This window comes from Streptomyces sp. NPDC014623 (assembly GCF_043088245.1).
Lineage (GTDB): Bacteria > Actinomycetota > Actinomycetes > Streptomycetales > Streptomycetaceae > Streptomyces.
This window is the reverse complement of the sequence record NZ_JBIBZU010000004.1, coordinates 95,068-107,297: the sequence shown is the minus strand read 5'-3', so window position 1 is coordinate 107,297 and position 12,230 is coordinate 95,068. Positions and strand designations below refer to the sequence as shown.

Genomic DNA, 12,230 nt, shown 5'->3' with positions numbered 1-12,230 from the left:
TGAGAACGGGGATAATCGCCCCATGGCTGCAACATCCCGGGGGACGTCCCCCGTACCCCCGGACGTACGTCCGCGGCTGACCGTGCTCTCCGGCCCCTCAGGGGTCGGCAAGAGCACGGTCGTCGCGCATATGCGCAAGGTTCACCCCGAGGTCTGGCTCTCGGTGTCCGCCACGACCCGTAAGCCCCGCCCCGGCGAGCGCAACGGTGTCCACTACTTCTTCGTGGACGACGAGGAGTTCGACAAGCTGATCGCCAACGGCGAGCTGCTGGAGTGGGCCGAGTTCGCCGGCAACCGGTACGGCACGCCGCGCCGGGCCGTGCTCGACCGCCTGGAGGCGGGCGAGCCGGTTCTGCTGGAGATCGACCTCCAGGGCGCACGGCTGGTCCGCCAGTCGATGCCCGAGGCGCAGCTGGTCTTCCTCGCGCCGCCGGGCTGGGACGAGCTGGTGCGCCGGCTCACCGGCCGGGGGACGGAGGCGCCGGACGTGATCGAGCGCCGGCTCGCCGCGGCGAAGGTCGAACTGGCCGCGGAGGCGGAGTTCGACACGACGCTCGTCAACACCTCCGTCGAGGACGTGGCGCGCGAGCTGCTAACGTTGATGCTGCAGGCTTCCGGCCTCCGCGGCACCGACGACTGACCTCACCGGTCCTCACCGGTCCACGGACGCAGAGCATCACCACTGCGGAACCAGCATGATCAAAGATCTCTTTGATCTCTATCCCCTTCGGAAGGCAGAGAGTGTCCTCTTCCATCACCACGCCCGAGGGCATCATCAACCCGCCGATTGATGAGCTCCTCGAGGCCACCGACTCGAAGTACAGCCTCGTGATCTACGCCGCCAAGCGCGCGCGCCAGATCAACGCGTACTACTCGCAGCTCGGCGAAGGCCTCCTCGAGTACGTCGGTCCGCTCGTCGACACCCACGTCCACGAGAAGCCGCTCTCGATCGCGCTCCGCGAGATCAACGCGGGCCTGCTGACCTCCGAGGCCATCGAGGGCCCCGCGCAGTAAGCAGGCGGCAGGCAGGAAAAGCACCTTCACCACAGGCCCGGCGGTCGGTGACCGCCGGGCCTGTGGTGTGTCACCGGCCGGGCCCGCCGGAGGCCGGCCCGGCCGGTGAGGCAGCATGGAGGGCGTGCGCCACGAGGCCGCACATGAGTGCGCGGAGACACGAGTGCGGGGAGACGCAGTGGAGAAGCCGAGGGTCGTGCTGGGGGTCAGCGGAGGCATCGCCGCGTACAAGGCGTGTGAACTGCTGCGCAGGCTGACCGAGTCCGGCCACGACGTACGGGTCGTGCCGACCGGATCGTCCCTGAACTTCGTCGGGGCGGCCACCTGGTCGGCCCTCTCCGGGAACCCCGTGTCCACCGAGGTCTGGGACACCGTGCACGAGGTCCCGCACGTCCGGATCGGCCAGGGAGCCGATCTCGTCGTGGTCGCCCCCGCCACCGCCGACACGCTCGCCAAGGCCGCCCACGGCCTCGCCGACGACCTCCTCACCAACACCCTGCTCACCGCGCGCTGTCCGGTCGTCTTCGCGCCCGCGATGCACACCGAGATGTGGGAGCACCCCGCCACCCAGGAGAACGTGGCCACCCTGCGCCGCCGCGGAGCCGTCGTCATCGAGCCGGCCGTCGGCAGGCTCACCGGCGTGGACACGGGCAAGGGGCGGCTGCCGGACCCGGGGGAGATCTTCGAGGTCTGCCGCCGCGTCCTGGCCCGTGGCCCCGGCGCCCCCGATCTCGCGGGCCGGCACGTGGTGATCAGTGCGGGCGGCACCCGTGAGCCGCTCGACCCGGTGCGCTACCTGGGAAACCGGTCCTCGGGCAAGCAGGGCTACGCACTCGCCCGCACCGCCGTCGCGCGGGGCGCCAGGGTGACGCTCATCGAGGCCAACACGGGACTTCCCGACCCCGCGGGCGCCGACGTCCTGCGCGTCGGAACGGCCGTACAGCTGCGCGAGGCGGTACTGGAGGCGGCGGCCGACGCCGATGTGGTGGTGATGGCCGCGGCGGTCGCCGACTTCCGGCCGGCCGCCTACGCGACAGGGAAGATCAAGAAGAAGGACGGCCAGGAGCCGGCCCCCATCGCACTCGTCCGCAACCCCGACATCCTCGCCGAGGTCGCCGCGGACCGGGCCCGGCCGGGGCAGCTCGTCGTCGGGTTCGCCGCCGAGACCGACGACGTCCTCGCCAACGGCCGCGAGAAGCTCCGCCGCAAGGGGTGCGACCTGCTCGTCGTGAACGAGGTGGGGGAACGCAAGACCTTCGGGTCCGAGGAGAACGAGGCGGTCGTGCTCGGGGCCGACGGCGGCGAGACCGCTGTGCCGTACGGGCCGAAGGAAGCCCTTGCCGACACGGTGTGGGACCTGGTGGCGGCACGTTTCGGCTAAGTTGCGTAAGCGCCGCCCCGATGGGAAGTAAAGGCACGATAATCAGTCGTATCTCGCGCCTGGGAGGAGTGATCGTCGTACCGCTGTCAACAGTGCCGCAGGTCACAGACCTCCCAAGGGGCGAGACGCGTGACCCAATCACCGGAAGCGACCGATAAACTGGTCGACGGAATGTGCCGGGCGCAGCTCCCGGAGTTCCATCAATGATCAGCCAGCAGCCGCTGCAACCCCAGGGAGCGATGTGTCCCGCCGTCTCTTCACCTCGGAGTCCGTCACCGAGGGTCACCCCGACAAGATCGCTGACCAGATCAGCGACACGATTCTCGACGCGCTCCTGCGTGAGGACCCCTCCTCGCGCGTCGCCGTCGAGACCTTGATCACCACTGGTCTGGTGCATGTGGCGGGTGAGGTCACGACCAAGGCGTACGCCGACATCCCCAACCTCGTGCGCAACAAGGTGCTGGAGATCGGTTACGACTCCTCCAAGAAGGGCTTCGACGGAGCCTCGTGCGGTGTCTCGGTGTCGATCGGGGCGCAGTCCCCGGACATCGCCCAGGGTGTCGACACCGCCTACGAGAAGCGGGTCGAGGGCGATGAGGACGAGCTCGACAAGCAGGGCGCGGGCGACCAGGGGCTGATGTTCGGCTACGCGTGCGACGAGACGCCCGAGCTGATGCCTCTGCCGATCCACCTCGCGCACCGGCTCTCGCGCCGTCTGTCCGAGGTCCGCAAGAACGGGACCATCCCGTACCTGCGCCCCGACGGCAAGACCCAGGTCACCATCGAGTACGACGGCGACAAGGCCGTCCGCCTCGACACGGTCGTGGTCTCCTCGCAGCACGCCTCGGACATCGACCTGGACTCGCTGCTCGCACCCGACATCCGCGAGTTCGTCGTGGAGCACGTCCTGGGGCAGCTCATCGAGGACGGCATCAAGCTGGACACCGAGGGCTACCGTCTGCTGGTGAACCCGACCGGGCGTTTCGAGATCGGCGGCCCGATGGGTGACGCGGGCCTGACCGGCCGCAAGATCATCATCGACACGTACGGCGGCATGGCCCGCCACGGCGGCGGCGCCTTCTCCGGCAAGGACCCCTCCAAGGTCGACCGCTCGGCCGCCTACGCCATGCGCTGGGTCGCCAAGAACGTCGTCGCGGCCGGTCTCGCGACCCGGTGCGAGGTCCAGGTCGCCTACGCGATCGGCAAGGCCGAGCCGGTGGGCCTGTTCGTCGAGACCTTCGGCACCGCCGCGGTGGACACGGAGAAGATCGAGCACGCCATCGGCGAGGTCTTCGACCTCCGCCCGGCCGCGATCATCCGCGACCTCGACCTGCTGCGCCCGATCTACGCGCAGACCGCCGCCTACGGCCACTTCGGCCGCGAACTGCCCGACTTCACCTGGGAGCGCACCGACCGCGTGGACGCGCTGCGCGAGGCCGCGGGGCTCTAGCACCGCTCGTCGTCCTTCACGCCGGGGCCCGGACACCGTACGAGGTGTCCGGGCCCCGGCGTCGTGGGGCCCTCCCGTACGGCCGGGACGTGTCAGTGACGTCTGGTAGGAATGTGGCTGTGAGCAGCGACGACGAGCGGTCCGACGAACCCGGTGCCGGGGCGCCGGAGCAGCTTGCGCTCATCAGGGAGACGGTGCGCCGGGCCAAGGTGCCGCGTGCCAAGCCGCGGACCTGGCGGGGCGCCCCGCTCGCCCGGGAGCTGCCGGTGGCCCGCGTCCTGGTGAACAAGGGCGCCCTTCACCTCGACCAGTACTTCGACTACGCCGTCCCCGAGGAGCTCGACGCGGACGCGCAGCCCGGAGTCCGCGTCCGGGTGCGCTTCGGGGCCGGCGGACGTCAGGTCCGTGGCGGGAGACGCGAAGGCGGCGGGCTGATCGACGGCTTCCTGATCGAGCGACGGGCCTCCTCGGACTACCAGGGGGCCTTGGCCGCCCTCGCGTACGTCGTCTCGCCCGAGCCCGTGCTGGGCCCGGAGCTGCTGGAGCTCTCGCGGGCCGTCGCCGACCGTTACGCCGGCAGCCTCGCGGACGTACTGCAGCTCGCCGTGCCGCCCAGGAACGGGCGCGCCGAGGGCAAACCGTCGCCCGCGCCCCTGCCGCCGCCTCCCGCCCCGGTGCCCGGGACCTGGGAGCGGTATGCCCAGGGTCCCGGATTCCTGCGGGCGCTGGCCGGGGGCGGGGTCCCCCGGGCCGTGTGGACGGCGCTGCCCGGGCCGCACTGGCCCGAGGAGATCGCCCGCGCCATGACTGCGACCCTGGCCTCGGGCCGGGGCGCGCTTGTCGTCGTACCGGACGGACGGAGCGCGGGGCGGGTCGACGCCGCGCTCACCGCCGTGCTGGGGGAGGGGCGCCACGCGCTGCTGACCGCCGACTCAGGACCGGAGAAGCGCTACCGGCAGTGGCTGGCGGTGGCACGTGGCTCGGTGCGCGCGGTGGTCGGCACCAGGGCCGCGATGTTCGCCCCGGTCGCAGACCTCGGCCTGGTGGCCCTCTGGGACGACGGGGACTCCAGTCACAGCGATGACAACGCCCCCTTCCCGCACGTCAGGGAGGTCCTGGAGCTGCGGGCGGCGCACGGCCGCTGCGCCTTCCTGCTGGGGGGGACGAGCTGCACGGTGGAAGCCGCCCAGCTGGTCGAGAGCGGCTGGGCCCTGCCCTTGCGGGCGGACCGCGAGCAGCTGCGGGCCGCGGCCCCCCTGGTGCGTACCGTCGATGACGGGGAACTCGCGCGGGACGGCGCGGCCCGCTCGGCGCGCCTTCCCAGCCTGGCCTGGCAGACGGTGCGGGACGGCCTGCGCAGCGGTCCCGTGCTCGTCCAGGTGCCCCGCCGGGGCTACGCCCCCAGGCTGGCCTGCGAACGCTGTCGCGAATCCGCGCGGTGCCGGCACTGCGCGGGACCGCTGCAGGCACCGGACCAGCGGGACCTCGACTGCGCCTGGTGCGGGCGGACCGAGACGGCCTGGAGCTGCGCAGCCTGTGGGGGGGTGCGGCTGCGGGCGCAGATCGTGGGGGCCCGCAGGACCGCCGAGGAGCTCGGGCGGGCCTTTCCCGCCGTCCCGGTCCGGACGTCCGGACGGGACCATGTACTGGAGTCAGTACCCGGGAGCCCCGCCCTCGTCGTCAGCACCCCGGGGGCGGAGCCGGTCGCCGAGGGCGGGTACGCGGCGGCGCTGTTGCTGGACGGCTGGGCGATGGTCGGCCGGCCGGACCTCCGGGCGGGCGAGGAGGCGCTGCGGCGCTGGACGGCCGCCGCCGCGCTCGTACGGGGTCAGCCGGAGGGGGGCACGGTGGTGATCGTGGCCGAGCCGTCCCTGCGGCCCGTACAGGCCCTGGTCCGGTGGGACCCGGTCGGTCACGCCCGTCGTGAGCTCGCGGAACGCGCCGAGCTCGGTTTTCCTCCGGTGTCCCGGATGGCTTCGGTGACCGGCCCGCCGGAGGCGGTGGCGGCCTGCCTCGCCGGGGCGGAGCTGCCGCCGGAGGCGGAGGTCCTCGGCCCGGTGCCGGTGCCGGGAGCCACACCCGGGAGGCCTCGAAGACAGGGGGACGCCCCGTCCGGCGAGACCTGGGAGCGCGCGCTGGTCAGGGTTCCCCCGGGGCGGGGCGCGGCGCTTGCGTCCGCGCTGAAGGCCGCGCAGGCGGCGCGGACGGCCCGGGGCACCGGGGAGCCCGTACGGATCAGGATCGATCCGCCGGACATCGGCTGACGCGCCCGGGCGGGGGCGGGAAGCCGCATGCCGCGGGAGGCCCGGCGCGTCCGGCGGCCGTGCGTCCTCGACCGCCGGAGGGGCGCGCCGGGACCGGCCCCGCTCGGCTGCTCGCAGCCCTTGAGCTCGGCCTTGCCGTCAACCGCTGCGCTCAACCGTTGTGCGGGCCGGGGAAGGCGCCGGGGCGGTCCGACGGCTGCGGCGGCATCGAACGGGCCGCGGGTACGGTCGGCAGCAGGGCGGGGGAGGAGCCCGGCGCCGCGGGCACCGTACGGTTCGTGTTCTCGGGCACCGCACGGTGCCCGCCCTCGGGAGGGGTCTCAGCCGCCCCCGGCTGCGGGATGGTGCGCCGTGCGCCGTAACGGCGGTGCACCGCCTGCTTGGTGACCCCGAGGGCGGAGCCCACCGCGTCCCACGAGAAGCCCAGCGAGCGGTCGAAATCCACCGCCGCCGTGACCAGCGTCTCGACGCTGTCCCGCAGTTCCTGCGCGAGCCGGACCGTCGGGGCCGGCGCCCTGCCGTAGACGACGAAGCCCGCGGACGGGCCGGAGCGGCGCGGACGGTAGACGTTGCCCAGCTGAGCGGTGAGCGTACGCAGTGCGTCCACCTGCCGCCGGACCCGCTCGATGTCCCGCACCAGCAGATGCAGACTGGCACGCGCTTGGGCGTCGTGGGTTGCGTGGTCGGCCATGAACAAGCCTCTCGAACCGGCGTTGAAAGGGATCGGACCGCGCGGTGGCGGCCCACTTCGGTCAATCTCACTTGACCAACGCGGCACCCGGCCAAGTGGTCACGCAACAGGGGCGTAAGTGCGTATGCGCGGGGCGCACGGTCCTGCGTACGCCCCCTGGACGCCGCCCCGGGCAGGCCGGGCGGGACTCCGCGGGCACCCCCTAGACTGGTGTGCTGCTCGCCACGTACGTTCCGGCCCGAGAGGCAGTCCGCCACCCATGAAGCTCGTCTTCGCAGGCACCCCCGAGGTCGCCGTTCCCGCTCTGGACGCATTGATCGCCTCCGGCCGCCACGAGGTGGCCGCCGTGGTGACCCGTCCCGACGCGCCGGCCGGGCGGGGACGCCGGCTGGTCGCCAGTCCCGTGGCCGAGCGCGCCGAAGAGGCGGGCATCGAGGTGCTCAAGCCCGCCAGGCCGCGCGACGAGGACTTCCTGGCGCGGCTGCGGGAGATCGCCCCGGACTGCTGCCCCGTGGTCGCGTACGGGGCCCTGCTGCCCGGGATCGCGCTGGACGTGCCCGCCAGGGGCTGGGTCAACCTGCACTTCTCCCTCCTGCCCGCCTGGCGCGGGGCCGCGCCCGTGCAGCACGCGGTGATGGCCGGGGACGAGGTCACCGGAGCGTCGACCTTCCTGATCGAGGAAGGACTGGACTCGGGACCGGTGTACGGCGTCCTGACCGAGGAGGTCCGGCCCACCGACACCAGCGGTGATCTGCTCACCCGGCTCGCCTTCGCGGGTGCCGGGCTGCTCGCGGCGACCATGGACGGTATCGAGGACGGCACCCTGCACGCCGTCCCGCAGCCCGCGGAGGGTGTCACCCTCGCACCCAAGATCACCGTCGAGGACGCCCAGGTGCAGTGGTCCGCGCCGGCGCTGCGGGTCGACCGTGTGGTGCGCGGCTGCACCCCCGCGCCCGGGGCCTGGACCCTCTTCCGGGGTGAACGCCTCAAGCTGGTCCAGGCCGTGCCCGCCCCGGACCGCACGGACCTGGACCCGGGCGAGCTGTCCGCGGGCAAGAACAACGTGCACGTGGGCACCGGCTCCCACGCAGTGGAGCTCCTCTGGGTCCAGCCGCAGGGCAAGAAGCCGATGAAGGCCGCCGACTGGGCCCGCGGTGTGCGGATCGCCCACGGTGAGCTGCTGGGCCTCTGAGGCCTCGGAACGGGCGTGCGGAGGCGGGCGACGTACGCTGGACGGGTTAGCCCTCTCACCATCAGCGGAGCACCTTTCACGTGAACGACCAGCAGCGTCGCCGTCCCGCCAAGCCGCATCGCCGTCCCAGGAAGGACCCGGTCAGGTTCCTCGCCTTCGAGGTGCTCAGGGCCGTCGACGAGCGCGACGCCTACGCCAACCTCGTCCTCCCCCCGCTGCTGAAGAAGGCGCGCGCGAAGGGCGGCTTCGAGAACAGGGACGCGGCCCTGGCGACCGAGCTGGTCTACGGGACCCTGCGCCGGCAGGGCACCTACGACGCGATCGTCGCCGCCTGCATCGACCGGCCGCTGCGCGACGTCGACCCCCCGGTGCTCGACGTGCTCAACATGGGGGTCCACCAGCTGCTCGGCACCCGCATCCCGACCCACGCGGCCGTCTCCGCCAGTGTGGAGCTGGCGCGGGTGGTGCTGGGCGAGGGCCGCGCCAAGTTCGTCAACGCCGTGCTGCGCAAGGTCTCCGCGCACGACCTCGACGGGTGGGTGGAGCGCGTGGCGCCCGCCTACGACGAGGACGCCGAGGAGCACCTCTCCGTCGTCCACTCGCACCCCCGCTGGATCGTCTCCGCCCTCTGGGACTCCCTGGGCGGCGGCCGGGCCGGGATCGAGGACCTGCTGGAGGCGGACAACGAACGGCCCGAGGTGACGCTGGCCGCCCGCCCCGGACGCTCGACCACGGAGGAGCTGCTGGAGGCCCTGGGCGAGGAGAGCGGCCTTCCCGGCCGCTGGTCACCGTACGCGGTGCGGATGGCCGAGGGCGGCGAGCCCGGTGCCCTGGCCGCCGTACGGGACGGCAGCGCCGGTGTGCAGGACGAGGGCAGCCAGCTCGTCGCGGCGGCCCTGGCCGACGCTCCGGTCGAGGGCGACGACACCCGGTGGCTGGACGGCTGCGCCGGCCCGGGCGGCAAGGCCGCACTGCTGGCGGCGCTCGCCGCCGGACGCGGGGCCACCCTGCTCGCCGCGGAGAAGCAGCCGCACCGTGCCCGGCTCGTCGGGCACGCGCTGGCCGGCAACCCGGGGCCGTACCAGGTGATCACCGCCGACGGCACCCGGCCGCCGTGGCGGCCCGGCTCCTTCGACCGGGTCCTCATGGACGTGCCCTGCTCCGGCCTCGGCGCGCTGCGGCGGCGGCCCGAGTCCCGCTGGCGGCGCCGCCCGGAGGACCTGGAGAGCTTCGCCCCCCTGCAACGCGGCCTGCTGCGCGAGGCGTTGAAGGCCGTACGGATCGGCGGGGTCGTCGGTTACGCGACCTGCTCGCCGCATCTCGCCGAGACCAGGGTCGTCGTCGAGGACGTCCTCAAGGGGCGTGGCGGTGCACCGGCCGAGGCGGAGTGGATCGACGCCCGTCCGCTGCTGCCGGGGGTGCCCGCGCTGGGTGACGGGCCGGACGTCCAGCTGTGGCCGCACCTGCACGGCACGGACGCGATGTACCTCGCCCTGCTGCGCCGCACGGGCTGATCCGGCGGTCCCGCACCCGCGCGGACCGTCCGTCAGTGCGGACGGTCGCCCGCGACGGCGACGCGCTCGGCCACCCGGCGGTGCGGGGCGTAGTCGTTCACCGCGTAGTGCTGGGTCGCCCGGTTGTCCCAGAACGCGACGTCCCCCGCGCGCCAGGTGAAACGCACCTGGTACTCGGGCACGTGCGCCTGCTGGAACAGCAGGCGCAGCATCCGGTCGCTCTCCTCCCGGTCCCAGCCCACGATCCGGGTGGTGAACGAGGTGTTGACGAAGAGCATCCGGCGTCCGGTGGCGGGGTGCGTCCGCACCACCGGGTGCTCGACCGGGGGAAAGCGGTCCTGGAAGGGGATGAGCCGCTCCTCGGGCGTGAACCGCGCGAAACCCGGCACGAAGTCGTGCACCGCCCGCGCCCCCTCCAGACGCCCCTTCACCTCCGGCGGAAGGTTGTCGTACGCGGCAGCCATGTCGGCCCACATCGTGTCGCCGCCGTACGGAGGCACCTCGCGCAGATGGAGGACCGCGCCCAGAGCCGGCCGCTCGCGGAACGTCACATCGGTGTGCCAGACGTTCTCGAAGCCCGGTGTGGACGCGCGGTCGAAGCGCGCGACCTCCGGATCGTCACCGGTGGCCAGCAGGGGGTTGGTCTCCAGCTCACCCCAGTTGCGGGCGAAGGCCCGCTGCTCGGCAGGGCTGGGGTGCTGCCCACGGAAGAAGAGCACCTTCCACTCCAGCAGGGCCCGGTCGAGCTCCTCGTGCACGGCGGGCGCGAGCGGACGGGTCAGGTCGACACCGCCGATCTCGGCCCCGATCACCGGACCGAGCGGAAGGACGTCGAACAGCGTGTAGGGCCGGTCGGGCTGCCCCGGCGCCAGCCTGCGCAGCTGCCGGGGGCCTTCGTACAGCCCGTCCGGAGGCAGCCGGGGCGCACGCAGCGCGGCTACGGAACCGAGGGACGCGGTGAGGGACATGGGAACTCCTGTCTGTGCCGGGGCTGCCCGCCGAGGTCTCAGCGAGCCGTTTCGCGTACCGCCGCGCGGACCTCGGCACGCAGCGCGGCGTACTCGGGCAGACCTCGCAGGGGGACGGGGGTGTCGCGTGCGGCGGTGCCCGGACCGGCTCTCAGGACGACCGCACGGATACCGAGGAGGACGGCCTCGTCCACGCTGTGCGTGACCAGGACCGATGTGCTCCCCGTCCTCCGGGAGCCGCTCACGGGCGAACGCGTCCAGGACGGCGAACGGCTCGTCCGGCAGCCGCAGGTCCTTGCCGCCGGCCAGGACCCGGGCGACGGCCGGCGGCTGCTTCTCCGCGGTGGCGGGTGTGCTCATGGCGGACTCCGTCGAGAGGTGCCGCAGGCACAGGGCCGCGGAGGGCGGACCGTGCCGGGCAGGGGCCGCGGGGTGCGGACGACAGCGCCCGCGGGCCACGGGGAGGAGAGGTCCCCGGAGCGGGCGCGGCCGGTGCGCCGTACGCGGACGGGAACCGTCCGGTCCGGGGCCACGGGCAGGATTCCGGGGGGAGACCGCCGGCTCACCCGAGGGGCGGCCGGACGACGCCGCACAGTTCTGGAAGCGCTCAGCGCTGCCGGGCCGGGCTCAACAGGAGCAGCTGGTCACACGGCAGAGATCGATGCTGAGGCACTCCTTCAGGAACTGGTCGCTTATCATGGGGAGTTTCTAACACAGCCTCAGGGCGGGCACCAGGGGCTGTCCGCACCCTGGTACGGACCTGAGCGGTCCGACGGGCGCGGTGCCCCCTCCGTGCCCGCCGGGCCCGGACCTCGGCGGACCGCTGCCGGGACGGCTCGGGCGGCGGCCCGGTGACGTCCCGCACCCGGAGCCGAAGCGCGGAGCCGGCCGCCCGGGCGGTTCGGCGGGACAGGACAGGAGGAGGGAACCACGGCACGGAAGGGCCGGGACCGCACGAACCGTAATGATCCCGTGAGGCTTTGAGGCGCACCGGGGCGGGGAAGCGGCACGGAGCATGGCAGGCTTGGGGCATGGCCCAGATCAACCCCAGCATCCTGTCCGCCGACTTCGCCCGTCTCGCCGAGGAGGCGAAGGCCGTGGAAGGCGCCGACTGGCTCCATGTCGATGTCATGGACAACCATTTCGTGCCCAACCTGACCCTCGGCGTGCCCGTCGTGGAAGCGCTGAGCAAGGCCACGGCCACCCCGCTGGACTGCCATCTCATGATCGAGGACGCGGACCGCTGGGCACCGCAGTACGTCGAGGCCGGGGCGGGCTCGGTCACCTTCCACGCGGAGGCCGCGGCCGCCCCCGTGAGGCTGGCCCGGGAGATCAGGGCGAAGGGCGCCCGCGCCTCCATGGCACTCAGGCCCGCCACGCCCGTCGAGCCGTACGAGGACCTGCTCCCCGAGCTCGACATGCTGCTGATCATGACGGTCGAGCCGGGCTTCGGAGGCCAGGCCTTCCTGGACATCATGCTGCCGAAGATCCGCCGCACCCGTGAGCTGATCTCCAAGCACGGCCTCGAACTGTGGCTCCAGGTCGACGGCGGGGTCTCGGCCACCACCATCGAGCGGTGCGCCGAGGCCGGCGCGGATGTGTTCGTCGCCGGCTCGGCGGTCTACGGCGCCGAGGACCCGGCCGAGGCGGTGCGGGCGCTGCGCGCGCAGGCGGACACGGTCACGGCTTCCGCACCCTGGGCGTGCGGCCACTGAACCAAGCTCAGGTGAACGGGGCCCGACGGGCCTGATCAGGG

Annotated in this window: 11 protein-coding genes; 8 read left to right on the top strand and 3 right to left on the bottom strand. The window is 73.1% G+C overall.

All coding sequences use genetic code 11. The features are described 5' to 3' along the window. Nucleotides 1-22: 22 nt before the first annotated feature. The 5 genes from gmk (at nucleotide 23) to ACF1FZ_RS08945 (ending at nucleotide 6,109) form a co-directional block, all read left to right on the top strand. On the top strand, nucleotides 23-640 hold the full coding sequence (gmk, locus tag ACF1FZ_RS08965) for a guanylate kinase (protein WP_051709907.1): 618 nt from the start codon (nucleotides 23-25) through the stop codon (nucleotides 638-640). Between the two features lie 101 nt (nucleotides 641-741). Beyond that, complete coding sequence (rpoZ, locus tag ACF1FZ_RS08960) at nucleotides 742-1,014, top strand: DNA-directed RNA polymerase subunit omega (RefSeq protein ID WP_003970369.1); 273 nt, start codon at nucleotides 742-744, stop codon at nucleotides 1,012-1,014. A gap of 178 nt (nucleotides 1,015-1,192) precedes the next feature. Next, nucleotides 1,193-2,395, top strand: coding sequence for a bifunctional phosphopantothenoylcysteine decarboxylase/phosphopantothenate--cysteine ligase CoaBC (gene coaBC, locus ACF1FZ_RS08955; RefSeq protein WP_391772695.1), 1,203 nt, complete (start codon nucleotides 1,193-1,195; stop codon nucleotides 2,393-2,395). A 241-nt stretch (nucleotides 2,396-2,636) separates the two neighbouring features. Then, a complete protein-coding gene (metK, locus tag ACF1FZ_RS08950) occupies nucleotides 2,637-3,845 on the top strand; it encodes a methionine adenosyltransferase (protein WP_391772694.1) in 1,209 nt (402 codons plus the stop codon). 119 nt (nucleotides 3,846-3,964) lie between these two features. Beyond that, a complete protein-coding gene (locus ACF1FZ_RS08945) occupies nucleotides 3,965-6,109 on the top strand; it encodes a primosomal protein N' (RefSeq protein WP_391772693.1) in 2,145 nt (714 codons plus the stop codon). Nucleotides 6,110-6,260: 151 nt separating this feature from the next. On the opposite strand, the gene ACF1FZ_RS08940 is transcribed toward ACF1FZ_RS08945, so the two are convergent. Then, a complete protein-coding gene (locus ACF1FZ_RS08940) occupies nucleotides 6,261-6,800 on the bottom strand; it encodes a hypothetical protein (protein ID WP_391772692.1) in 540 nt (179 codons plus the stop codon). A 259-nt stretch (nucleotides 6,801-7,059) separates the two neighbouring features. On the opposite strand from ACF1FZ_RS08940, the gene fmt reads away from it, so the two are divergent. Both fmt and ACF1FZ_RS08930 read left to right on the top strand, forming a co-directional pair. Then, the gene (gene fmt / locus ACF1FZ_RS08935; RefSeq protein WP_391772691.1) at nucleotides 7,060-7,992 is read left to right on the top strand and encodes a methionyl-tRNA formyltransferase; all 933 of its coding nucleotides are present in this window, start codon (nucleotides 7,060-7,062) and stop codon (nucleotides 7,990-7,992) included. An 80-nt stretch (nucleotides 7,993-8,072) separates the two neighbouring features. Further along, the gene (locus tag ACF1FZ_RS08930; RefSeq protein ID WP_391772690.1) at nucleotides 8,073-9,506 is read left to right on the top strand and encodes an RsmB/NOP family class I SAM-dependent RNA methyltransferase; all 1,434 of its coding nucleotides are present in this window, start codon (nucleotides 8,073-8,075) and stop codon (nucleotides 9,504-9,506) included. Nucleotides 9,507-9,538: 32 nt separating this feature from the next. Here the strand turns inward: ACF1FZ_RS08930 and ACF1FZ_RS08925 are convergent, their stop codons facing one another. Continuing rightward, a complete protein-coding gene (locus ACF1FZ_RS08925; protein ID WP_391772689.1) occupies nucleotides 9,539-10,474 on the bottom strand; it encodes a TauD/TfdA dioxygenase family protein in 936 nt (311 codons plus the stop codon). A gap of 38 nt (nucleotides 10,475-10,512) precedes the next feature. After that, nucleotides 10,513-10,719, bottom strand: a complete 207-nt coding sequence (locus ACF1FZ_RS08920) for a hypothetical protein (RefSeq protein ID WP_391772688.1) — start codon at nucleotides 10,717-10,719, stop codon at nucleotides 10,513-10,515. A gap of 786 nt (nucleotides 10,720-11,505) precedes the next feature. Here ACF1FZ_RS08920 and rpe point away from each other — a divergent pair. Continuing rightward, nucleotides 11,506-12,189: a ribulose-phosphate 3-epimerase gene (rpe, locus tag ACF1FZ_RS08915; RefSeq protein WP_391772687.1), complete on the top strand. Its 684-nt coding sequence runs from the start codon at nucleotides 11,506-11,508 to the stop codon at nucleotides 12,187-12,189. The last annotated feature ends 41 nt before the right edge of the window (nucleotides 12,190-12,230 follow it).